Origin of the sequence: Streptomonospora salina (assembly GCF_014204715.1) — a bacterium.
GTDB lineage: Bacteria > Actinomycetota > Actinomycetes > Streptosporangiales > Streptosporangiaceae > Streptomonospora > Streptomonospora salina.
Window position 1 is genome coordinate 1,180,933 of sequence record NZ_JACHLY010000001.1, and the last position, 22,862, is coordinate 1,203,794.

The window sequence follows — 22,862 nt, forward strand, 5'->3', positions numbered from 1 at the left end:
GATGCGGGCCTGAGACTCAGGCCGTGGAGTCGCCGCCCGCGTCGGCGCCGGCCTCGGCCGGCTCGTCGGCCTTCTTCTCTTCCTCGTTCGCGGCCTTCTCGCGGGCCTTCTCCATCGCCGCTTCGCGCTTGGCCCGGCGCTTGGCCTGGCGGCGCTCCTTGCGGCCCTCGGCCATGGTGTACAGGACCGGCACGAGCACGAGCGTGAGCAGCGTGGACGTGATCAGGCCGCCGATGACCACGATGGCCAGCGGCTGGGAGATGAACGCTCCGCCGCCGGTGATCCCCAGGGCCATCGGGGTGAGAGCGCCGACGGTGGCCAGGGCGGTCATCAGGATGGGGCGCAGCCGGTGCCGCGAACCCTCGACGACCGCCTCGCGCAGGTCCATACCGTCGTCGCGGTACTGGTTGATCAAGTCGATCAGCACGATGGCGTTGGTGACGACGATGCCGATGAGCATCAGCATGCCGATCAGCGCCGCCAGGCCCATGGGCTGGCCGGTGAGCAGCAGCAGGCCGATGGATCCGGTGGCCGCGAACGGGATCGAGACCAGCAGGATCAGCGGCTGCATGAGGCTCTTGAAGGTCGCCACCATGATGAGGTACACGATGGCGATCGCGGCCAGCATGGCGATTCCCAGTTGGGCGAACGCCTCGGACTGGTCGGAACTGACGCCGCCGATGTCGGCGGTGGCGCCCTGGGGCAGGTCAAGCCCGTCGAGCTTCTGGGTCAGCTCGGCGGTGACCGCACCCAGGTCGTCGGCGGTCGGCGAGGCCGAGACGGTCGCGCTGCGGACGCCGTCGGAGCGGCTCAGCTCCGGCGCCTGCATGACCTCGGTGACCTCGGCGACCTCGCCCAGCTCGATCTCGCCGTCGGCGCCGGGAAGCGTCAGCTCCTCAAGGTCGGAGACGCTGGCGGGCTTGGGAATGTCGCGCACCACGATGTCGTGGCGGGTGTCGTCGATGGTGGCGGATCCGACGTCGGAGCCGCGGAACGCCTGGGAGACGGCCTGGCCGATCGCGCCTTCGGTGAGACCTTCCTCGGCGGCCTTCTCGCCGTCGACGTCGACGTCCAGGGCGGGCTTGGACGCGGTGATGCTGTTCTCGACGTCGGCGGCGCCGGGGATATCGCTGACCGCGTCCTCGACCGTGTTCGCGGCCTCGTCCAGCGTTTCGCGGTCGTCGGCACGGACCTCGACCTCCAGCCCGGTGCCGCCGGTCCCGCCGGCCGCGGCCACGGTCAGCTCGGTGTCGGTGTCGACGTCCTCCATGGCCTGGCGCAGGCGCTCTTCCAGCACCTCCTGGTCCTGGTCGGGGTCGGCGGTGACGGTGTAGCTGGTGCTCGTGCCGGCGCCGCCGCCCATCATCGCGGCCATGCCGCCGCCTCCGCCGCTGCCGACGGAGGCCTGGTAGGACTCCACCCACGACAGGCCGTCGAGGGCCTCCTCGACCTTCTCCGCCTCCTCGTCGGCGGCCTCCAGGGAGGTGCCCTGCGGAAGCTCCTGGGTGACGGAGTAGGTGTTCTGCCCCTGGTTGCCCAGGAAGTTGGTCTGCAGGCCGCCGGCGGCGACGACGGTCGCCGCCAGGATGAGCAGCGAGGCCGCCAGCGTGATGATGCGGTGGCGGGTCGACCAGCGGATCACGGGCAGGTACATGCGCTGCAGCGGAGTGCGCAGTTCGCGCCGGTGCTCCTCGGCCTTGATCCGCTCCAGCTCCTCGGGCGGGACCACGCGCGGGCTCATGAACCAGTAGGCCAGCACCGGGATGATCGTCAGCGACACCAGCAGCGAGGCGCCGAGGGCGAGGCTGACGGTCATGGCGAAGGGCCGGAACAGCTCACCGGTCTGGCCGCCGACGAAGCCGATCGGCAGGAACACCGCCATGGTGGTCAGCGTGGCCGCGGTGATGGCCGTGGCCACTTCCTTGACACCGGTGTAGACGGCGGTGAACTTCTCCTCGCCGTAGGCCATGTGCCGCTTGACGTTCTCCAGCACGACGATGGAGTCGTCGACCACGCGTCCGACCGCGACCGTGAGCGCGCCCAGGGTCAGCAGGTTGAGCGAGTAGCCGAACGCCTGCACGCCCAGCATCGCCACCAGCAGCGAGACCGGGATCGACACGGCGGTGACCAGGGTCGAGCGGATCGACAGCAGGAACACCAGGATCACGACGACGGCGAAGAGCAGCCCCAGGCCGCCTTCCTCCGCCATCGCGACGATGGAGTCGTTGATGAAGGGCGCCTGGTCGAAGACCACGGTGATCTCGGCGTCCTCGCCGAGCATCGGCTCGATCTCGTCGATCGAGTCCTGCACGGTCTCGGAGATCTCGACGGTGTTGCCGTCGGGGGTCTTGGTGATCATCACGCCGAGGCTGGGGACGCCGTTGGTGCGGGTGATGCTGGAGGCCTCGTCGGTACGCAGCTCGACGTCGGCCACCTCGCCCAGGCGCACCGGCTCGGGCTCGGATTCGGCACCGGGCATTCCCGCTCCGGCACCCGCGCCCGCGCCGGCACCGGCTCCTGCGCCGCCTTGGGCGGCGCCGCCGGACGTGACCCAGACGTCCTCGACCTCCTCGACCGACTGCAGCTTGCCGCCGGTGGTGACGGTCAGCGACTCGCCGTCCTGGGTGATGTCGCCGCCGGGGGTGAGGTTGCCGCTGGCTTCGAGCGCGCCGGTGAGGTCGTCCGAGCTCAGCTCTTCGTCCTCCAGCGCGTCGTCGTCGGGCGTGATGACGACGGAGGAGTCGCGCACGCCGGTGACCTGGGCGGCGCGCACACCGTCGATGGACTCCAGTTCGGGCACGACCTGCTCTTCGAGCGGGTCGGCCAGTGTCTGGGAGTCGCCGTCGCCGGCTCCGGCGGCCAGCATCACGACGGGGATGTCGTCGGTGCCGAAGGCCATCACGGCGGGGTCGACGTCGTCGGGCAGCAGGGCTTCGGACTGGTCGACGGCCTGCTGCACGTCACGGACGACGGCGTCGCTGTCGTCGCCGTAGTCGAACTCGGCGGTGACCTGTACCGATCCGGTCTGGGAGGTGGAGGTGTAGCTGACGACGCCGGGGACGCCCTGCACCGCCTGCTCCAGCGGTTCGGCGACCTCGCTCTCGACGACCTCGGGCGAGGCGCCCTGGTACTGGGCGTTGACCATCACCATGGGCACGTCGAGCGTGGGCATCAGCGCACGCTGGGTGTTGACGGTCGCGAGCGCACCGAAGACCAGGGCGGCCAGCGTAATGAGCAGGATCAGCGCCCGGTTGCCGAGGGAAAGCCGTGCTAGCCGGTTCACGCCGTCCTCCTAACCCGCTGCGCGCCAGCTCGGGGGAATGGGGCGGGTGGGACGCCAAGAGGGCTCTTGGCACGTTCGGACATGAGAGTCGTACTCCTCGGGAATGGCTATTCGCGCTGCAAACGGCACCGGTCGGCTGCGGCGAGCGGCGGACGGTGCGATGACTCGTGGGCACGGGAAGGGCCGGGTGCCGTGCGGTCTTCGGCACGGGGACCGCACGGGTCGCTGGGCACGCAGAATCCACGATACGTCGCGACTTGGCCCGAATTCACCGTGAGTGAGCCAACATCAGGTTGTTGTCAGGGATCTGTCAGGGACCTGTCAGGGTCTCCCTGAGCCGCATGAGCGGGACCGATACCTGCACAGGAGGGGACCGGCGGGTGGCGCGGGAGCGGACGGGCCGCATTCGGCCAGCCGCGGGGGGAACCGCCCGGCCGTGTACGCAGTGCGACCGGGAGTGCGCCCGGGAAGCGGGCGGAGCCGTGGCGGTGATCAGCCGGCGGGCACCGGGGTGCTCTCGCCCGGGGGGACGTGCTCGTCGGCGACGCCCCACACGACGCGGAGCAGGTCGTCGAGCGCGTGCACGAGGGAGCGGTCGACCAGTTCGTAGCTGACCTGGCGGCCGCGCGCGGAGGTGGTCACCAGTCCGCATTCGCGCAGGCAGGCGAGGTGGTTGGACACGTTCTGCCGGGTGAGTCCCAGGTGGTCGGCCAGGTGGGCCGGGTAGTCGGGACCGTCGAGGAGGGCGAGCAGGAGGCGGCAGCGGGTGGGGTCGGCCAGCGCCCGGCCCAGGCGCTGGATCGCGGCGAGGCGCTGCTCGGAGGTCAACATGAAAACCATTTTACAGCAGTTGCTGTATCGACAGCCTAGGCTGTATAAACAGTGCGGGCTGAACAGTCCGCGCTCCGGGCCGCGCCGGCCGGGATCGACCGGCGTTCGGCCGGCAGGGATCGAGACGCCGTGCGCAGCGGTCGCGCACGCAGGGGGAACGGCATGGGCATCGGACACGGGCATGGGCACGGCGCCACTACCGCGGCCACGGCCAACCGCGGCCGCCTGACGATCGCGCTGGCGCTCATGCTGGCCGTGGCCGCGGTACAGATCGCGGGCGCCGCCGCATCGGGCAGCCTGGCGCTGCTCGCCGACGCCGGCCACACCGTCACCGACTCCTTCGGCGTCGTGCTGGCACTGTCGGCGATCTGGATCGCCAACCGCCCGGCCAGCGCCGAGCGCACGTTCGGGCTGCAGCGGGCCGAAATCCTGGCCGCCGCGGTCAACGCCCTGGCCCTGTTCGCGCTGTGCGGCTTCATCGCCTACGAGGCGGTGCAGCGCCTGTTCGACCCGCATCCGGTGGCCGGCCCCTGGGTGATGGCCGTAGCGGGCGCGGGCCTGGCCGCCAACGTCGCCGCCCTGCTGGTGCTGCGCGCCGGACAGGGCCAGAGCCTCAACGTGCGCGGCGCCTACCTGGAGGTGATGGGTGACGCCCTGGCCTCGGTCGGCGTACTCGTCGGCGGCACCCTGATCTGGCTGACCGGCTGGGAGCGCGTCGACTCCCTGATCTCACTGGGCATCGCGGCGGTGATCGTGCCGCGCGCCTGGGCGCTACTGCGCGAGGCGGTGCACGTGCTGCTGGAGTCCACCCCGCGCCACGTCGACCTGGAGGAGGTGCGCGACCACCTGATGCGCCAGCCCGGGGTCATCGACGTCCACGACCTGCACGCCTGGACGATCACCTCGGGGATCCCGGTGATGTCGGCGCACGTGGTGGTCGAGGAGCGGCTGCTCGCCGACGCCGGCCGCCTGCTCGACGACCTCCACGCGTGTCTGTCCGGACATTTCGACGTCGAGCACTCCACACTGCAACTGGAGCCCGACGGGCACGTCGACCACGAAGGAGCGCGCCATGCGTGACGCACGTCACTTCCGGCGCGGACCGGTGCTGGTGAGGGGCCGCGAAAGCGCGCGGAAAAACCACCCCTACGGCCCCTGACCTGGACAAAACGCCTGAATATCTGGCAAAGTCATCGCTCGGGCTCAGGCGATCTCGGCCATGCGCCCCAGGGCTTCACATCGCCGGCCGCGCGCGCCGCAGAGCGCGCCCAGGACCGCGACCGGCGACCGAGAGACGGCGACGAACGGTGCCAGCCAGCCTGTGGGGGAGAAACGAGACATGCCCGACCGCCTGCGGAGAATCGGCGACGTCCTGCGTGCAGACGTCGTCAGCGGATTCCTCCTCATCGCCGGCGCCGTGGTCGCCCTGATCTGGGTCAACTCCCCCTGGGGCCACTCCTACGAAGCCATCCGCGCCTTCGCCTTCGGTCCCGAGAGCCTGCACCTGCACCTGTCGCTGGAGCAGTGGGCCGCCGACGGGATGCTCGCGATCTTCTTCTTCGTCGTCGGCAACGAGTTGAAACAGGAGTTCGTCCACGGCGAGCTGCGCAACCCCCGCCGGGCGATGCTGCCCATCGTCGCCGCGCTGTGCGGCATGGTCGTGCCCGCCGCGATCTACGCCGCGATCAACATCGGCCAGGGCGACGCGCTGCGCGGCTGGGGCATCCCCATGGCCACCGACATCGCCTTCGCCGTGGCCATCCTGGCGGTGGTCGGGCGGTTCCTCCCGCCGGCCCTGCGCACCTTCCTGCTGACGCTGGCGATCGTCGACGACCTCGGCGCCATCGTCGTCATCGCCGTCTTCTACACCGACCACCTCTCCTTCCTGCCGCTGCTGGCGGCGCTGGCGCTGCTGGCCGTGTTCGGCTACCTGCAGCGCGGCCGCGGCGCCGCGGCCGCGCTGAACCGCTCGTCCGTGCCCAACTGGGTGGTCTACATCCCGCTGGCGTTCGCCGTCTGGACCCTGATGCACGCCAGCGGCGTACACGCCACCATCGCCGGTGTCGCCATGGGCATGCTCATGCGCACCACCGAAGACCCCGGCGAGCACCACTCCCCCAGCCACTCCACCGAGCACGTCATCCGCCCGTGGTCCAACAGCCTGGTGCTGCCGTTCTTCGCGCTGATGTCGGCCGGCGTCGCTTTCCCCGGACTGGGCACGATCTTCACCGACACCGCGGCCGTGGGCATCATGGCCGGCCTCGTCGGCGGCAAACTGCTGGGCATCCTCGGCGGCGCCTGGATCACCACCAAGGTCACCAGCGCCGAGCTCAACCCCTCGCTGAGCTGGATCGACATCTGCGGCATGGCGCTGCTGGCCGGCATCGGCTTCACCGTTTCGCTGCTGATCACCGAACTGTCCTTCGCCGACCACCCGCACGTGCTGGAGGACGCCAAGGCCGGTGTGCTGCTGGCGTCGCTGATCTCGACCGTGCTGGCCGCCGGCGTCCTGGGGATGCGCAGCGCGCACTACCGCCGGCGCGGCGCGGGCGCCACGAGCGCGACCGGCGCGGGCCTCAACTAGGGTCGGTGCGACACGCCGCGCACGCTCGGCCTAGGCCGCCGCGCCGCCGAAGCGGTTACATGGGACGCGGTGCGCACCGCCGGACGGCGCGCACCCGTTCCGCACCGGCCGCGGTCGGCTTCCCCGATACCCGTCAGCGGCTCCGAGGCGCTACAACAGGACGACCATGAACGCGAACGCGACGCCCCCGCTCCGATCGCGCGTACGCAGCCTGCTTGCCCGCCGGCTGCGCCGCGTGTCCCGTCCGCGGATGCCCGGAGAGCTACGCAGGGTTATGGCGTCCAGTCCCGCGCGGATGTTCGTCGTCCTGTTCGTCGTGGTGGACCTGGTGGGCGCCGGTGTGCTGATGCTGCCCGCCGCCCACGCCGACGGCGACGGGCTGACCGCCGTCGAGGCGCTGTTCACCGCGACCACCTCGCTGGCGGTGTGCGGGCTGAGCGTCATCGGGATCGGCTCCCAGCTGACGGTCTTCGGCGAGATCACCGTGGCCGTGCTCATCCAGGTCGGCGGCCTCGGCATCATGACCGCGGCCTCGGTCCTGGGCGCGGTGGTGATCCGCCGCTTCGGAATGCGCATGCAGCTGGGGGTGCAGGCCGAGAACCGCAGCCTGCGCGTGGGCGAGGTCCGCGGGATCGTCGGCCGCGTCGTACGCGCCAGCCTGCTGTGCGAGGCCGTGCTCGCGCTGATCCTGGTGCCGCGGATGTGGCTGGGCCACGGCATCGGGCTCGGCGACGCCCTCTACAGCGGGCTCTTCCACGCGATCTCGGCGTTCAACAACGCCGGGCTCTCGCTCTACGACCAGTCCATGGCGCGCTTCTCCGGCGACGCCCTCATCCTGATGCCGATCGCGCTGGCTACGATCCTGGGCGGCCTCGGCTTCCCGGTGCTGCTGGAGCTGTCCCACCACCTGCCCCGTCCGCGCGGCTGGACCCTGCACACCAAGCTCACCGTGACCACCACCCTGCTGCTGTTCGCCGGCGGCATGGTTGCGGTCACGGCCCTGGAGTGGAGCAACCCCGCCACGCTGGGCCCGCTGTCGGTGTCCGACAAGTTCGTCGACGGCGCGTTCCACGGCATCATGCCGCGCAGCGGCGGGTTCAACACCCTGGACGTGGGCGCGATGGACCAGTCGACGCTGCTGATCACCGTCATGCTGATGTTCGTCGGCAACGGCAGCGCGGGCACGGCCGGCGGGATCAAAGTGGCCACCCTGGCCGTGATCTTCCTGGTCGTGTGGGCGGAGATCCGCGGCCACCCCAGCGTGCACGTGTACGGCTACAAGCTCTCGCGCGGCGTGGTCCGCCAATCGCTGAGCCTGCTGTTCCTGTCGATGACGGTCGTCGTGGCCACGACCGTCGCACTGCTGGTGGCTACGGAGTTCCAGCTCGACCGGGTGCTGTTCGAGGTAGTCTCGGCTTCCGGAGTCGTGGGCCTGTCGACGGGGATCACCGCCGATCTGCCGGCGGCGGCCCAGTCGTGGCTCGTGGTGCTCATGCTGGCCGGGCGCATCGGCCCCATCACGTTCGCCTCTGCGCTGGCGCTGCGTGAGCACACCCGGCGCTACGACCTCCCGGAGTCGCGGCCGATCATCGGTTAGGGCGCTCTCGCACCACGAGGGCCGCAGATGAGGAGACGAAAGACGATGGCGCAGCGCAGCAGGCCCCACGACAAGCGCGTCCTGGTCATCGGGTTGGGGCGGTTCGGCAGTTCCCTGTCGCTGGAGCTGGTCGCCCACGGTTGGGAGGTCCTGGGCATGGACTCCAACCCCCGCCTGGTGCAGGCCTATTCGGAGTCACTGACCCACACCATGGTCGCCGACGCCACCGACGACGAGGCGCTGCGCCAGATCGGCGCACACGAGTTCACCCGCGCGGTGGTGGGCATAGGGACCCACCTGGAGGAGAGCATCCTGGCGGCGTCGCTGCTGGTGGACATGGGCGTGCCGCACATCTGGGCCAAGGCCACCAGCCGCCGGCACGGACGCATCCTGCAGCAGATCGGGGCCCACCACGTGGTGCTGCCCGAGCACGACATGGGCGAGCGGGTGGCCCACCTGGTGTCGGGGCGGATGCTGGACTACGTCGAACTCGAAGAGGACTTCGCCCTGGGCAAGACCCGCGCTCCGCGGGAGCTGATCGGGCGTCCCCTCGGCGAGACCAAGGTGCGTACCAAGCACGGCATAACCGTGGTGTGCATCAAGCGCCACGGGGAGCAGTTCACCTACGCCACCGCCGACACGGTCCCGCAGAAGGGCGACGTCATCGTGGTGGCGGGCAAGACCGACGACGTCGAGAAGTTCGCCGAGTTCGCCTGACGGGGCGCGGCGCCCGCGCCGCCCGACCGTCCGCGCCGCGCGGCGCCGCAGCCCGGCGGGGCGCGTGCGCGGCGCGTGCACGCCCCCTCGACCCGGACATGACGCCCCTACCCCCACATGCCCCCGAATTGACAACCATTTTCATTTTCTTCAAGATGAGTCCATGGGACGACGGAGCTACGCAAAAGCGGCCGCGCTGTGCGCGGCGGGGGTACTGGCGGTCTCGGGCTGCGCCGGCGACGGCCAGGAGGACGGGTCGGACGGGTCGGACGGGGTGAGCGTGGTTACCGGCGCCTACCCGCTGCAGTGGCTGGCCGGACAGGTGGGCGGCGACCGCGTCGAGGTCGAGACCCTGGCCGAGCCGGGCACCGACCCCCACGAACTGGAGCTCAGCCCGCGCCAGATCGGCAGCGTGGGCAGTGCCGACGTCGCCTTCTACATCGGCGGCCTGCAGCCCGCCGTGGACGACGCCGTTTCCTCCCAGGGCGGCGAGAACGCCCTCGACGTCGCCGAGCTGGTCGAACTGCGCACCCTCGAAGACAACGCCGGGTCCGACGGCGGCGACCACGGCCACGAAGAAGGCGGGCACGAGAGCGGGCACGAGGACGACCACGGCGGGGACGAGGCAGCCGACGACGGCGACGGCCACAGCCACGACGCCGGCGAGCCGGACCCGCACATGTGGCTCGACACCGAGCGCTTCGCCCGGGCCGCCGAAGGCCTGGCCGAGCGGCTCGGCGAAGCCGACCCCGACCACGCCGCGGACTACGCGGACAACGCCGAGGCGGTCACCGGCCTGCTCGACGGGATCGACACCGAATACTCCCAGGGCCTCGCCGAATGCGAGAGCCGCGACATCGTGGTCAGCCACAGCGCCTTCGGCTACCTGGCCGCCCGCTACGACCTCCACCAGATCAGCCCCGCCGGTCTGGACTCCCACTCCGAGCCCTCTCCCGGGCGCCTGGCCGAGATCTCCGAGACCGTGCGCGAGTCCGACATCACCACCGTGTTCACCGAGCCGCTGACCGACTCCGGCGCCGCCGAGACCATCGCCGGGGAGGCCGGAGTCGACACCGCCGTGCTCGACCCCGTCGGGGGCGTCACCGACGCCTCGCCGGGCGAGGACTATCCCTCCATCATGCGCGCCAACCTCGACACCCTCGGCGAGGCGCTGCGCTGCTCCTGACGCCGCCCGGCGGCGCCGCGACCGCGGCCCGGATCTCCCGCACGCACGCGGGCGGATCCGGGCCGCAGCCGTTGCGACCTGCGGTGACCACGAGAAACCTGAGCCCAGGGGGCGGACAGGAAGATGCACGTGCGCTATCCTGCTCAAAGTATGGTGCTAATGCACGTGCATCGGACAGTGCATCGGCCTGTGCATCGAATCGCTCCCCAGAGAATCAGGAGTCTCCATGAGCGCCTACAACGGCATCGCGGCCACCGAGCTCCACGAGGTCACCTGGCAGAAGAGCCGCCGCAGCAACTCACAAGGAGCCTGCGTCGAGATGGCCCGGCTGACCGACGGCTCGATCGCGATGCGTAACTCGCGCTTCCCGGACGGCCCCGCCCTCGTCTACACGCAGGCCGAGATCGACGCCCTCATCGGCGGCGCCAAGGACGGCGACTTCGACAACCTGATCGGCTGAGACCCGCACACCGATCCGGCGCGGTGCCTCCGGGACCCACCCGGCGGCACCGGCCCTCGACATTCCGGAGCCCCGCAGCCCGCCGCTCACCGCGGTCCGCGCGCTGCGGGGCTCCGCGCCGTCCGGCCCGTTCTCCCGCCGGCCGAGCAGGCACCCGCGCCGGTGGCACCGGACGGGTCCGGGAGGGACCGGGGCTCCGGCGCTCGCCGGTGCGCTACACCAGGTCGTCGATCATGCTTTTGAGGATCTCGGTGGTGTTGTTGGGCTGCTCGGCCATGACGCTCAGCCGCTCCATCGCCATGGTGTAGGCGTCGATCTCGGTGCGGCGGTCCAGGCACACCGAACCCGTGAGCTGCTCCAGGTAGATGATGTCGGACAGCCCGAAGTCGGGGTAGCGCAGGATCGTGAACGACCCGGCCTCGGCGGCGTGGGCGCCGACGCTGAACGGCACGATCTGCACCGTGACGTTGCGGCGCTCGCTGAGCTCGATCAGCCGCTCCAGTTGGCCGCGCATGACCTCGGTGTTGTCGGGGCCGCCGACGGGGCGGCGCACCGCGGCCTCGTCGATGATGGCCCACAGTTTGCAGCCGGTCGCGTCGTCGTCGATGTGGCGCTGGCGCCGCATGCGCACCGCGACCCGGTCTTCCAACAGCTCTTCGGAGATGGGGCGCCCCGCCCTGATGACGGCGCGGGCGTAGTCCTCGGTCTGCAGCATGCCGGGGACGAATTGCGCCTCGTAGACGCGGATGCGGGTGGCGGCCTCCTCCAGGCCGACATAGACCTGGAACCAGTTGGGCAGGGCGTCGCCGTACTCCTGCCACCAGCCGGGCTTCTTGGAGTCGCGTGCCAGCTTGACCATGGTCTGGACGCGGTCCTTGTCGGTGACTCCGTATAACTTCAGCAGATCCTCGACATCGCGGACCTTGAAGCCCACACGGCCCAGTTCCATCCGGCTGATCTTGGATTCGGACCCGCGGATGAAGTGGCCGGCCTCGCCTCGGGTGAGTCCGCGGGCCTCACGGTACTTACGCAATTCGGACCCGAGCAGCATACGGCGCACCGTGGGACCGCTCCCCCGCTTCAGACGAGCTATGTCCACAGCCGCTGCCTCCCTACTCGTCGCTCCCCGCGGCCCAGACGGTGTCCGGGGGCCGCTGCACCGCGCGGAACGTCCGCGCTATCCCCCACGATATCGCCGATCCCGCCGCCAACTCGATGGCCCGCAACGGGAATCCGCCGGGAATGCGCGCGAGTTCGCCCGCGCGGGGTCCGCATCGGCGGAGGAGGCACTCCGCAAAGAGGACACGTCAGGCGAGACGCGCCCATACGTGCTTTCCAGAGGGCAATACGGGCAGAACCCCCCATCCACTACAAAAGGATGCAACGAGGTGCAGACCCCGGCCGCTTTCGAAGCGGAAATCGGGATCGCGCCGCTGCGGCATGCGGTCGCTGCGGTCGCGCACCGCGCAGACCAGCTCCGTTCCGCGCCGGAGCATACTCACCTGTACCGGGTCGTGATCGCCGTCGACGACGTTCACCGGGCCCCTGCGGCGGCCGTGGCGCAACGCGTTGGTGACGAGTTCGGAGACGACCAGCTCGACGTCGCAGGCCCGGTCGGCCATCCCCCACCGGCGGAGGACCCCGCCGCAGAGCTCACGGGCGCGGGCCGCCGCCCCCGGGTCCGCTGCCAGGCTCCAGGCGAGCGTGTCGGTTCCGGCGGCGTACGGGTCCGCCGGCGCCTCCACCGCGCCGTTCAACAGAGCCGACGTCCACCACGCTCTGGGAGAAGGAGCCGCGACGGGCCCCGGACACTCCCCGTTTCCGAGTCTTGCCATTGATTCGCGGGCTGGCTGTCCGGTCACCGCGATCCCCTCGCAGTCGTGTGATCGGGTCCCGCGAGCCGGGGCGCCGGCGTGCGGAACCTCCTTGCGCACGCACGCGCATGAGTCATATGCACGTGCATTCTCCGCTTGCAGGCATCCTAGGACACCGACCGGCGCCGTATCAGAGAAAGCGGGGAGTTCGGCACAGACATTTCTCAGGGAGACCGGCAACCCGCCGCATACCTGCGCGGACACCGGTGCACGGGACGCCGGCGGCGGTGCGCGCGCCGCGCCGGGCGGCACGGGCGCAGGGCCGGGGAGCGGATCGGGGATCGACGCGGCGAGCGCGGGGGCTCGCAGGCGCGGCAGCGGGGGTGCCGCCCGCGCCGCGACGGCTCACCGCCGGCCGGAGGCGGGCAGGCCGTAGAAGTCGCGGGCGTTGGCGGCGAAGGCGGCTTCGGCCTGCGCCGGGGTCAGGCTCTGCGCCACCAGCTCCAGGTCCGCGGGGTCGAACGGGCGCGGCGCCCGGGTACAGGGCAGGTCGGTGCCCGCCATCAGCGCGGCGGGGTTCTTGTCAGCGACCGCGCGCAGGGCGGCGGGCACGTCCAGGTCCCCGCGGCCGAAACCGGTCGCCTTCACCCGCGCTCCCGATCCCACCAGCGCCAGCAGCGCCGACAGCCCCTCCTGCGACAGGCCGAGGTGGTCGATGCCGACCCGCGGCAGCGGGGCGATGCGCGGCGCCAGCGCGCGCAGCTCGCGGGAGTCGACGTAGAGCTCGGTGGGCCAGTTGAGCAGTTCCGCCGCGCGCCGCCCCAGCTGCACCAGGGAGTCGAAGTCGTCGACGGTCCCGCGGTACAGGTTGATCCGCAGACCGCGTACGCCGGCCGCGTGCAGGTCGCGCAGGTGGGAGTCGGAGGTGTCGGGGGGCAGCTGCGCCACTCCGACGAACGACGGCCCCAGCTCGCGCAGCGCTGCGACCAGGTGGTCCTGCCCCGCACCGGAATAGGATCCCGCCACGACGGCGCCGCCGGTGACACCGAGGTCGCGGGACCGTTCGCGGTAGTCGTCGACGGTGAAGGGGTCGGGCCGGTACCCCGCGTTACCGGGGTGGTCGAAGCGGGGATCGATGATGTGGAGGTGGGCGTCGAACAACGCCATTGCCCTCGTTTCGGCCGGGAGCAGGGTCTTCCGCACAGGTGGGATTCGGGCCGGAGCACGCTGTGCGGTCCGCTCGGCCCGGCGACCACGCTAGTACCTCCCGCGCGCGACCGGGTCAGAGGCGCCGCCCCCGGGCGGCCGCCCCCGGGCGGTGCAGGGCTGCGCTGGGCCGCGCCGCGCCGTCTCACCTGCACGCCGCCCCACATACCACCCAGTCGGTATGAAGCGGATAGGATCGACTCGATGTGTTCCGGACCACCGACTCGGAGGTAGCCATGTCCCAGAACCAGCGTGTCGCGATCGTCACCGGCGCCGCTCGCGGCATCGGTGCGGCGACCGCGCGCAGGCAGGCCGCAGACGGCCGCGCCGTGGCCGTCGTCGACCTCAAGGAGAGCGACGCTCAGGCCACCGTCGACCAGATCACCGCCGACGGCGGCACGGCCCTCGCCGTCGGCGCCGACGTGAGCGACGCCGACCAGGTCTCGGCCGCCGTCGCCCGCGTGGCCGAGCGGCTCGGGCCGCCGCAGGTCCTGGTGAACAACGCCGGCGTCATCCGCGACAACATGCTGTACAAGATGTCCGAGGACGACTGGGACACGGTCATGAACGTGCACCTGCGCGGCAGCTTCCTGATGTCGCGCGCGGCCCAGGAGCACATGACCTCCCAGGGGTGGGGCCGCATCGTGTCCCTGTCGAGCACCTCGGCGCTGGGCAACCGCGGCCAGGCCAACTACTCCACCGCCAAGGCCGGCCTGCAGGGCCTGACCAAGACGCTGGCGGTGGAACTCGGCAAGTACGGCGTCACCGCCAACGCCGTGGCCCCCGGCTTCATCGAGACCGACATGACCAAGGCCACCGCCGAGCGCGTCGGCATGGACTTCGAGGAGTTCAAGGCCGCCGCCGCAGCGCAGATCCCGGTCCGCCGCCCCGGGCGGCCCGAGGACATCGCCGCCACCGTCTCCTTCCTCTCCGGCGACGACGCCGGATTCGTCTCCGGCCAGGTCATCTACGTCGCCGGCGGCCCGCGCGACTGACGAACCGCCCACTACCGGCTCCACCTGCTTCAATCGGAGGTTCCATGACAACGGATCCGGCGGGGGCGTCGCTCGACGCGTCCGCACTGCGCCGGCGGGTCGCCGACTTCGTCGCCGAGCACGACCCCGCGACCACCGACCAGCACACGTTCCTGGCGGCGCGCTTCGACGCCGGCCTGGCGTGGGTGCACTTCCCCGAAGGCGAAGGCGGCCTGGGCGCGCCCCGCGCCCTGCAGCCCGTCGTCGACGAGGAGTTCGAGCGCCTCGGCTTCACCCCCGTCGGCCGGGAAGGACTGGTCATCGGCCTGGGAATGGCCGCGCCCACCATCCTCGCGTTCGGCACCCCCGAGCAGCGCGCCCGCTACCTGAAGCCGCTCTACACCGGCGAAGAGATCTGGTGCCAGCTGTTCAGCGAGCCCGGCGCCGGCTCCGACCTCGCCGCGCTGGGCACCCGCGCGGTGCGCGAGGGCGACGTGTGGACGGTCAGCGGCCAGAAGGTGTGGACCTCACTGGCCCACCGCGCCCAGTTCGCCATCCTCGTCGCACGCACCGATCCCGACGTGCCCAAGCACAAGGGCATCACCTACTTCATCTGCGACATGAACGCCGAGGGCGTGGATGTGCGCGCCCTGCGCCAGATCACCGGCGAAGCGGAGTTCAACGAGGTCTACCTCGACGACGTCGCCATCCCCGACTCCCAGCGCGTCGGCGGCGAAGGCGAGGGCTGGCGCGTCGCCCAGACCACGCTGATGAACGAGCGCGTGTCCATCGGCGGCCACCCCGAGCCGCGCGAGGGCGGGCTCATCAGCGTCGCCGCCCACCTGTGGCGCGAACGCCCCGACGTGCGCACCCCCGGCCTGCACGACCAGCTGATGCGGCTGTGGGTGGCCGCCGAGGCGGCGCGCCTGACCAAGGAGCGGCTGCGCCAGCAGCTGGCCATCGGCCAGCCGGGGCCCGAAGGGTCGGCGGCGAAGTACTCCTTCTCCCGGCTCAACCAGGAGATCTCCGGCCTGGAGCTGGAGATGCTCGGCGGCGAGGGCCTGACCTACGACGACTGGACGTTCCGCCGCCCCGAGGGCGTCGAGTTCAGCAAGCGCGCGCCGGGCTTCCACTACCTGCGCAGCAAGGGCAACTCCATCGAAGGCGGCACCACCGAGATCCTGCGCAACATCATCGCCGAGCGGGTCCTGGGCCTTCCGCCCGAGCCCCGCACGGACAAGGACGTGGCATTCAAGGACCTGCCCAAGTGAGCGGCGGGGCCGACGGCAGGCACCAGACGGCGGCGCGCCGGGCGCGCGCGGATCGGGGAGCGCGATGAGCGAGAATCGGCTCGACCTGCTCTACAGCGAGGTCGAAGAGGAACTGCGGGCGAGTGTGCGCTCGCTGCTGGAGGACAAGAGCCCGCCCGAGTCGGTACTGGCACGGGTGGAGGACGACCGGGTCGCCGACACGGCGCTGTGGAAGGAACTGGCCGAGATCGGCGTCGCCGGCCTGCCCGTTCCCGAAGAGCGGGGCGGCGCCGGGGCGAGCCTGCGCGAGAGCGCGGTGGTCGCCGAGGAACTGGGGCGCAGCGTGGCGCCGGTGCCCTTCATGGGCAGCGCGGTGCTGGCCACCACGGCCCTGCTGGAGTGCGGCGACGCCGCCGCCCAGGACGTGGAGGCGCTCGCCGGCGGCGCGTCGACGGGCACCCTGGCCGTCGGATTCGCCCGCATGCCGGGATCGGGCTTTCCGGACACCGTCCGGGAGAGCGGCGGAACGCTGCACGGGTCGGTCGGCGGCGTCGTCGACGCGCTGACCGCCGACCTGCTGATCGTGCCGGCCGTAGACGAGCAGGGGCCGGGGCTGTACGTGGTCGCGGCGTCCGACGCGGCCGTCACGCCCGTGGTCAGCCTGGACCTGACGCGGCCCGTGGCCGACGTCGCGCTGGACGGCGCGGTCGGCCGGCGGATCGCCACGGGCGCCGACGCCGAGCGCGCGGTGCGCCGCGCGCTGGTGACCGGCGCGGCGCTGCTCTCCGCCGAGCAGCTGGGCGTGGCCCAGTGGGCTCTGGACGCCACCGTGGACTACGCCAAGACCCGCACCCAGTTCGGCCGCCCGATCGGCTCGTTCCAGGCGGTCAAGCACCGGCTGGCCGACCTGTGGATCTCGGTGTCGCAGGCGCGGGCGGTGGTGCGCAGCGCGGCGAGCGCGGCAGCGGACCTGCGGGAGCCGGGGGCCGGCGCGGCCGAGGCCGAGGAGGCCGAGATCAACGCGTCGCTGGCCCAGGCGTTCGTGTCCGCCACGGCGGTCACGGCGGCCGAGGAGGCGCTGCAGCTGCACGGCGGCGTCGGCTTCACCTGGGAGCACCCGCTGCACCTGTTCCTCAAGCGCGCCAAGAGCGATGCGCTCGCGCTGGGCACCGCCGACCGGCACCGGCTGGCGCTGTCGGGCACGGTCGACCTGCCCGCACCGACCGGCTGAGGAACCGGCCCCGAGGTGACGCGCGCGGGCCGCGCCGACCGCCCCCTGGAGGCGGCCGGCGCGGCCCGCGCGGCTCAGCCGGCGGCGGCCGCCGCCGCGGCGATGCGCGTCGCGGCCGCGTCGACGTCCTCGTCGGACACGTCCAGGTGGACGACCAGGCGCAGCAGGTCCCGCCCCAGCGGTACGCATCCCACGCCTTCGCGGGCGAACAGGCCGGCGAACTCCCGCGCTCGGTCGGCGGGCGTGGTGACCAGGACCATGTTGGTGCGCGCCTCGGCGGCCAGCGGCGGCGTCTGGGCGATGCGCTCGGCCAGCGCCTGCGCACGCCCGTGGTCCTCGGCGAGCCGGCCCACGTGGTTGCGCAGCGCATACAGCGCGCCCGCGGCGACGATCCCGGCTTGGCGCATGCCGCCGCCCAGCAGCTTGCGGGCCCGCCGCGCCTCGGCGACGGTCGGCGCGTCGCCGGCCAGCGCCGAACCCACCGGCGCGCCCAGGCCCTTGGAGAAGCACACCGACACCGTGTCGGCACCCTCGGCCACGCGCGCGGGCGTCTCGCCCAGCGCCACGGCGGCGTTCCACAGCCGGGCGCCGTCCAGGTGCAGCAGCATGCCGCGGTCGTGGGCGAAGGCGGCGATCCGCCGCTGCTCGGCGGGCGGCACGACCAGCCCCGAGAAGGTGTTCTCCAAACAGATCAGCCGCGGCCGTGCGCGGTGCACGTCGTCGGCGCCGCCGGCCCATTCCTCCAACAAGGCGGCGTCGGGGTAGCCCGAGGCGCAGTCGTGGACGCGGGGCAGCACCCGCGCCAGCACCGAGGCGGCGCCCTGCTCGTTGGCGACCACGTGACCGCTGCGGTGCGTCCAGACCTCGTCGCCGGATCGGGTCTGCACGTACACCGCGATCTGGTTGGACATGTGCCCCGACGGCACGTACAGCGCCGCTTCCGTGCCCAGCAGCGCGGCGGTCTCCTCCTCCAGCGCCCGCACGGTGGGGTCCTCGCCGAACACGTCGTCGCCCACCTCGGCCTCGGCCATGGCCCGCCGCATCGCGGCGGTGGGCCGAGTGCAGGTATCCGAGCGAAGATCGATCATCCGGGGCGCTCCGTTCTACCCGATGCCGGCAGGGACCGGTCCCCTACTCTAGGATTCCCTCGCCGGCACCCCGGGGCGGGGCGCCACCCGACCGCCTCTGACCGGTACGGCGCGTTCCCGGGCTCCCGGCCCGGCCGCGGGGCATGAACGGGCTCAGGCGGGTAAGTTCTCCACCACCCCCGGCGGCCGCCCGGCCGGCGCCACGCTCGACGACAGGGAGCGGCACAGCAATGCACGAGGTCCCCACCCTCCACGGCCCCGTCGCGTCCACCGACCTGGGCCGAACCTACATGCACGAGCACATCTTCACCCTCACGGCCGACGTGCAGCAGAACCACCCCGGCGAATGGGGCGACGAGGAGGAACGCGTCGCCGACGCCGCGGAGCGGCTGGGCGCCCTGGCCGCACAGGGGGTGCGCACCGTCGTCGACCCCACCGTCATCGGTCTGGGCCGCTACATCCCGCGCATCCTGCGTGTGGCCGAACGGGTACCCGAGCTCAACATCGTGGTCGCCACCGGCGTCTACACCTACGACAGCGTCCCCGCGTTCTTCCGGCACCGCGGCCCGGCGATCGGCCGTCCCGACCCCATGGTGGACATGTTCACCGCCGACATCACCGACGGAATCGCCGGCACCGGGGTGCGCGCCGGCATGCTCAAGTGCGCCATCGACGGGCCGGGGGCCACACCCGACGTCGAGCGGATCATGCGTGCCGTGGCCGCCGCCCACCACCGCACGTCGGTCCCCATCACCGTGCACACCCACCCCGGTTCCGGCACCGGTCTTGAGGCCAAACGGGTGCTGTGCGACGAGGAGGGCGTCGACCCGCGCCGCGTCGTCCTGGGCCACAGCGGCGACACCACCGACACCGACCACCTCAGCGAACTGGCCGAGGCCGGGTTCGTGCTGGGCATGGACCGCTTCGGGCTCAACGTCGAGACCACGTTCGAAGCCCGCGCCGAAACGCTCGTCGAGATGTGCCGGCGCGGATTCGCCGACCGCATGGTGCTGTCGCACGACGCCGCGTGCTACATCGATTGGATCGATCCGGAAGTGCTGCCGCTGCTGCCGCAGTGGCACTACCTGCACCTGGGCGAGGAGGTGCTGCCCTACGTGCGCGAGCGCGGGGTGACCGACACGCAGATCGAGACGATGCTCGTCGACGTTCCCCGGCGGCTGTGGGAGTGACGGGCGCCGGGTCCGGGAAGCCTGCCGCGCCCCGGGGACGCTCCTAGGGATGTCGGTCCAGGGCGGTCCCCAGCTCCTCGATCACCAGGCCGGCGGCGTCCTCCACGGTGGCGACCCCGGTACCGTAGTCGGGCGCCCCGTCGGTGAGGACCGCCGCCAGGTACCGGCGGCCGTCGCGCTCGACGCTGCCGGTGCTGTGCACGTTCCACGGTCCGCCGCCGGGGGCGGGCGCCCAGCCGTTCTTCAGCTCGGCGGTGCCGGGGCCGGCGGCCGCGCTGATCCCCCAGGCCTGCTCCGGCGCCACCGCGCCCATGAGCGAACGCAGGTAGGCGCGGCTGCGCTCGTCGAGCGGGCTGGCGTCGGTGAACACCGCACGCAGCAACCGGAGCCGGTCGGCGGCGGTAGTGCTGCTCATGCCCCAGGCGCCGTTTTCGTGCGGGCTGGTGTCCGCCAGGCCCAGGCGCGCGGTGGCGTCGGCGAAGCCGGAGGTGAAACCGTTGCGCCGGAAGGCGGTGTCGGCCGCGTCGTTGTCGCTGTGGCACAGCATCCGCTCGGCCAGCGCCTGTTCGCGGTCGGTGAGGAAGCGGTCCTCCCGCTGGGCGTCGAGCAGCATGTGCACGACCATGTCCAGCTTGACGACGCTGGCGACGCGGAACTCGGCGTCGGCGGCGTAGCCGAAGGCGGCTCCGGTCCGCAGGTCCTGCACCGAAACCGCCACGCGCCCGGGGCCGCCGGAGAAGCGGTCGTCGAGCAGGGCGCTGATGCGGGCGCGCTCCCGGGGGCCCAGCGCGGCGGCCGTCTCGATCGGGGGGACGGCGTCCTCGTCCGGGGCGGGCGGGACCGCGGTGCCGGCGGCGCGGGGGTGGTCCGGGGCGACGGCGGCCGGGACGGTTCCCAGCAGGACGAGGGCCGCTACGACAGCGGCGCCCAGGAGGGCCGCCCGCCGGGCGGGCAGGGCGGAGAGCGCGCGGGAGGTCAGCGCGCGGACCGGGGGGCCGTGCCGGGCAGCCGGTCGCGTCCGCGCCCGCTGAGTCCTCCGGAGACCGCCGCGCCCCGGCCGGGGGCGCCCGTCGCCGGCCGCGCCGTGCCGGGGCGGGGCCGTGGTCCGGGGTCCGGTGGGCCGCCGTCGCACCGCTCGTCCTCCACCGTCGCAGAGCGCCGAGCACCCCGGAACGTCCGCGGTGGGGAGCGTGCCGCCGGGAGGGCCGCCCCGGGTGCCTGGGATGCCCCGAATATGCCATTAGTGGGGGCGTGACGCTATACCGGTTCGGTTGCGGTTATCTGACCCGGTACGGGGGAGTTCAGTCGATACCGCGCGCGGTCAAGGCCTCGCCCAAGGAGTCGGCGGAGCGCAGCAGCCCCACGATCACCGGCACCACCATCGCGTCGGGGCGGCCGCGCAGGCCGCGGGCGAGGTAGGCCTCGCGCGAGGTCCGCCACGCGGAGGCGACCATCGGGATGCAGCGGATCGTCAGAGCCAGCACCAGCGCCACGCGCCGCGGGTTCGCACCCACCCGCGCGAGCGGGCGCGCCAGGCGCTCGAACAGCTCCAGCATCTCGGTGACGCGGGTGGAGGCGGTGACCGCGGCCGCCAGCAGCGCCGCGGCCAACAGTTGCCCGCACACCCGAACCGCCGTCGCCCCGTCCCCGACCAGCCACTGGAACAGCACGATCGCGGCCACGAACGGCGCCAGCGCCCGCAGCGTGCGCAGCGCCGGCCCCACCCCCAGCCCGCACAGCGGGTGCACCAGCGCGGCGGCGGCCGCCGCAGCCACGGCGACACGGGCGTCGGCGGCGGCCACGACGGCGACCACCGCCGCAACGAGGGCGGCGATCTTGGCGCCGGCGGGCAACCGGTGCAGCACCGCGCGGCGCCTTCGCGGCGGGACGTAGATCCCGGCCATGCTCACGGCCGCGATCCGCCTTCCGGTGCGCGCGGGCCGGACCCGGCGCCGGTGTCCGGGCGCATGAGCGCGGTGTAGTGGGCGACCGCCTCGTCGGGGAGGCCGTCGAAGACCACGCGCCCTTCGTCCATCACCAGCACCCGGTCGAACCCGGACAGCGCCTCCAGGTGGTGGGTGAGCAGCACAAGCTGCTGCGGCAGGGCGCGCAGCGTCTCCTCGATGACGGCGGTGTTGCGCAGATCCAGCAGTGTGGTGGGCTCGTCGCACACCAGCACGTCGGGTTCGGTGACCAGGACCGAGGCCAGCGCGAGCATCTGGCGCTGGCCTCCGGAGAGCAGGTGGGCGGGATGGTCGCGGTGGCCGGCGAGGCCGTGGCGCTCCAGCACGGCGTCCACGCGCGCCCGCTGCTCGCCGGCGGTGAGCCCGCTGCGGCGCAGGCCGATGGCGACGTCCTCGGCCACCGTGGGCATGACGATCTGCGCCGAGGCGTCGGAGAAGACGAACCCCACCCGGCGCCGGATCTCGCGGGCGTGGCGGCGGGTGTCCCGGCCGTCCAGCAGGACGCGCCCGGAGTCGGGCAGCACCAGGCCGTTGAGGGTGCGGGCCAGCGTCGACTTGCCGGAGCCGTTGGCGCCGACGACACCGATGCGGTGTTCGCCGAGCTCCAGGTCGACGTCGCGCAGCACCGGGCGCCCGTCGTAGGCGTGGCTGACCCGCTCCAGGCGCAGCGTCATTCCGCGCGGTCCCCGGTCCCGCCGGCGTCGGGGCTGCCGGTGTCGGCGGCGGTAGCGGCGTCGGTGGAGGCACCGGTGTCCGTGTCGGCGGTTCCGGCGGTGTCGGTGAAGACGTCGGCGTCGGCGTCGGCCTCGGCGACCGGGCGTCCGGCGGGCGGCACGGGGTAGGCCCGGTGCACGGCCGCGGCGATGCCGGCCGCCAGCGCGGCCTTGGCGAGGTCGCCCGGCAGGAACACGCCCACGGCGGTGATCGTGGCCAGCAGGCCGTCGCCGAGGGCGACCGCGCTCCAGGGGACACCGACCAGGTAGACCACGCCGATGCCACCGGCGATGTTGGCGCCCAGGCCGTACCAGAACCGGTAGCGCGGCAGCATGTAGTGCACCAGCAGCCCGATGGCCAGGGCGCCGACGACCCACCCGAGCATGTACCCGCCGGTGGGCCCCACGAAGGGAGCCGGCCCGCCGCGCCCGCCGGGCAGCAGCGGGAGCCCGGCCGCTACCAGGGCCAGGAAGGTCAGCACGGACAGCGTCCCGCGCTTGGCGCCGAGCAGGCTGGGGGCGAGCATCACGCCGAGGGTCTGCAGGGTGATCGGCACCGGGCCGACCGGGATGGCGACGGGCATGCTGAGCGCGGCCAGCAGCGCTGCGAACACCGCGATGAGGGCGATGTCGCGGGCGGTGAGGCCGCGGCGGCGAACCCGGCTGTCAGGGGCCTGGGGCATGGGGGAATCCCGTCCTCTCACACTGATCACTGCGGTGCCTACCACCCCCATTGTCCGTTATGCCGGACAGTGGTCCTGCGGCCGGTCGCCG

The 22,862-nt window shown here is 72.4% G+C and carries 20 protein-coding genes; 10 read left to right on the forward strand and 10 right to left on the reverse strand.

Features of this window, described 5'->3' with window-relative positions:
* Positions 1–16 precede the first annotated feature (16 nt).
* Both HNR25_RS05350 and cmtR read right to left on the reverse strand, forming a co-directional pair.
* Positions 17–3,283: an efflux RND transporter permease subunit gene (locus tag HNR25_RS05350; RefSeq protein ID WP_184633613.1), complete on the reverse strand. Its 3,267-nt coding sequence runs from the start codon at positions 3,281–3,283 to the stop codon at positions 17–19.
* A 492-nt stretch (positions 3,284–3,775) separates the two neighbouring features.
* Positions 3,776–4,123 carry a Cd(II)/Pb(II)-sensing metalloregulatory transcriptional regulator CmtR gene (gene cmtR, locus HNR25_RS05355; protein WP_281387468.1) on the reverse strand — a complete coding sequence of 116 codons (348 nt, stop codon included), beginning with the start codon at positions 4,121–4,123 and terminating at the stop codon, positions 3,776–3,778.
* Positions 4,124–4,276: 153 nt separating this feature from the next.
* Between cmtR and HNR25_RS05360 the strand changes: the two genes are divergently transcribed.
* From HNR25_RS05360 to HNR25_RS05385, 6 genes are all read left to right on the forward strand, one after another.
* Positions 4,277–5,194: a cation diffusion facilitator family transporter gene (locus HNR25_RS05360; RefSeq protein ID WP_184633615.1), complete on the forward strand. Its 918-nt coding sequence runs from the start codon at positions 4,277–4,279 to the stop codon at positions 5,192–5,194.
* A gap of 259 nt (positions 5,195–5,453) precedes the next feature.
* Entirely contained in the window at positions 5,454–6,698 is a 1,245-nt protein-coding gene (nhaA, locus tag HNR25_RS05365) for a Na+/H+ antiporter NhaA (RefSeq protein ID WP_184633616.1), read from the forward strand.
* Between the two features lie 274 nt (positions 6,699–6,972).
* Positions 6,973–8,295 (forward strand): TrkH family potassium uptake protein, encoded by a 1,323-nt coding sequence (locus HNR25_RS05370; RefSeq protein ID WP_246463522.1) that lies wholly within the window; start codon positions 6,973–6,975, stop codon positions 8,293–8,295.
* Between the two features lie 45 nt (positions 8,296–8,340).
* Positions 8,341–9,012, forward strand: coding sequence for a potassium channel family protein (locus HNR25_RS05375; protein ID WP_184633618.1), 672 nt, complete (start codon positions 8,341–8,343; stop codon positions 9,010–9,012).
* A 163-nt stretch (positions 9,013–9,175) separates the two neighbouring features.
* Positions 9,176–10,198 carry a metal ABC transporter substrate-binding protein gene (locus HNR25_RS05380; protein WP_184633619.1) on the forward strand — a complete coding sequence of 341 codons (1,023 nt, stop codon included), beginning with the start codon at positions 9,176–9,178 and terminating at the stop codon, positions 10,196–10,198.
* Positions 10,199–10,424: 226 nt separating this feature from the next.
* Positions 10,425–10,658, forward strand: coding sequence for a DUF397 domain-containing protein (locus HNR25_RS05385; protein WP_184633620.1), 234 nt, complete (start codon positions 10,425–10,427; stop codon positions 10,656–10,658).
* A gap of 214 nt (positions 10,659–10,872) precedes the next feature.
* On the opposite strand, the gene HNR25_RS05390 is transcribed toward HNR25_RS05385, so the two are convergent.
* The 3 genes from HNR25_RS05390 to HNR25_RS05400 form a co-directional block, all read right to left on the reverse strand.
* Entirely contained in the window at positions 10,873–11,757 is an 885-nt protein-coding gene (locus HNR25_RS05390) for a Sco1979 family transcriptional regulator (protein ID WP_512700817.1), read from the reverse strand.
* A gap of 208 nt (positions 11,758–11,965) precedes the next feature.
* Entirely contained in the window at positions 11,966–12,415 is a 450-nt protein-coding gene (locus tag HNR25_RS05395) for an ATP-binding protein (RefSeq protein ID WP_246463523.1), read from the reverse strand.
* A 462-nt stretch (positions 12,416–12,877) separates the two neighbouring features.
* Positions 12,878–13,639, reverse strand: a complete 762-nt coding sequence (locus tag HNR25_RS05400) for an amidohydrolase family protein (protein WP_184633623.1) — start codon at positions 13,637–13,639, stop codon at positions 12,878–12,880.
* A gap of 275 nt (positions 13,640–13,914) precedes the next feature.
* On the opposite strand from HNR25_RS05400, the gene fabG reads away from it, so the two are divergent.
* The 3 genes from fabG to HNR25_RS05415 all read left to right on the forward strand — a co-directional run bounded on the left by fabG (position 13,915) and on the right by HNR25_RS05415 (position 17,133).
* Positions 13,915–14,673 (forward strand): 3-oxoacyl-ACP reductase FabG, encoded by a 759-nt coding sequence (gene fabG, locus HNR25_RS05405; protein WP_184633624.1) that lies wholly within the window; start codon positions 13,915–13,917, stop codon positions 14,671–14,673.
* 44 nt (positions 14,674–14,717) lie between these two features.
* Entirely contained in the window at positions 14,718–15,923 is a 1,206-nt protein-coding gene (locus HNR25_RS05410; protein ID WP_184633625.1) for an acyl-CoA dehydrogenase family protein, read from the forward strand.
* A 64-nt stretch (positions 15,924–15,987) separates the two neighbouring features.
* Positions 15,988–17,133 (forward strand): acyl-CoA dehydrogenase family protein, encoded by a 1,146-nt coding sequence (locus HNR25_RS05415; RefSeq protein WP_184633626.1) that lies wholly within the window; start codon positions 15,988–15,990, stop codon positions 17,131–17,133.
* A gap of 74 nt (positions 17,134–17,207) precedes the next feature.
* Here the strand turns inward: HNR25_RS05415 and HNR25_RS05420 are convergent, their stop codons facing one another.
* Positions 17,208–18,221: a threonine aldolase family protein gene (locus HNR25_RS05420; RefSeq protein WP_184633627.1), complete on the reverse strand. Its 1,014-nt coding sequence runs from the start codon at positions 18,219–18,221 to the stop codon at positions 17,208–17,210.
* A 230-nt stretch (positions 18,222–18,451) separates the two neighbouring features.
* Here HNR25_RS05420 and HNR25_RS05425 point away from each other — a divergent pair, with 230 nt between their 5' ends.
* Positions 18,452–19,411 carry a phosphotriesterase family protein gene (locus tag HNR25_RS05425; protein WP_184633628.1) on the forward strand — a complete coding sequence of 320 codons (960 nt, stop codon included), beginning with the start codon at positions 18,452–18,454 and terminating at the stop codon, positions 19,409–19,411.
* A gap of 43 nt (positions 19,412–19,454) precedes the next feature.
* On the opposite strand, the gene HNR25_RS26755 is transcribed toward HNR25_RS05425, so the two are convergent.
* The 4 genes from HNR25_RS26755 to HNR25_RS05445 form a co-directional block, all read right to left on the reverse strand.
* On the reverse strand, positions 19,455–20,543 hold the full coding sequence (locus HNR25_RS26755; RefSeq protein WP_184633629.1) for a serine hydrolase: 1,089 nt from the start codon (positions 20,541–20,543) through the stop codon (positions 19,455–19,457).
* Between the two features lie 169 nt (positions 20,544–20,712).
* A complete protein-coding gene (locus tag HNR25_RS05435; protein WP_376767469.1) occupies positions 20,713–21,321 on the reverse strand; it encodes an energy-coupling factor transporter transmembrane component T family protein in 609 nt (202 codons plus the stop codon).
* The gene (locus HNR25_RS05440) at positions 21,318–22,049 is read right to left on the reverse strand and encodes an energy-coupling factor ABC transporter ATP-binding protein (protein WP_184633630.1); all 732 of its coding nucleotides are present in this window, start codon (positions 22,047–22,049) and stop codon (positions 21,318–21,320) included. The genes HNR25_RS05435 and HNR25_RS05440 overlap by 4 nt, the downstream gene beginning before the upstream one ends.
* Positions 22,046–22,771 carry a biotin transporter BioY gene (locus HNR25_RS05445; protein ID WP_184633631.1) on the reverse strand — a complete coding sequence of 242 codons (726 nt, stop codon included), beginning with the start codon at positions 22,769–22,771 and terminating at the stop codon, positions 22,046–22,048. Before HNR25_RS05445 ends, HNR25_RS05440 begins: the two co-directional genes overlap by 4 nt.
* Positions 22,772–22,862 lie beyond the last annotated feature (91 nt).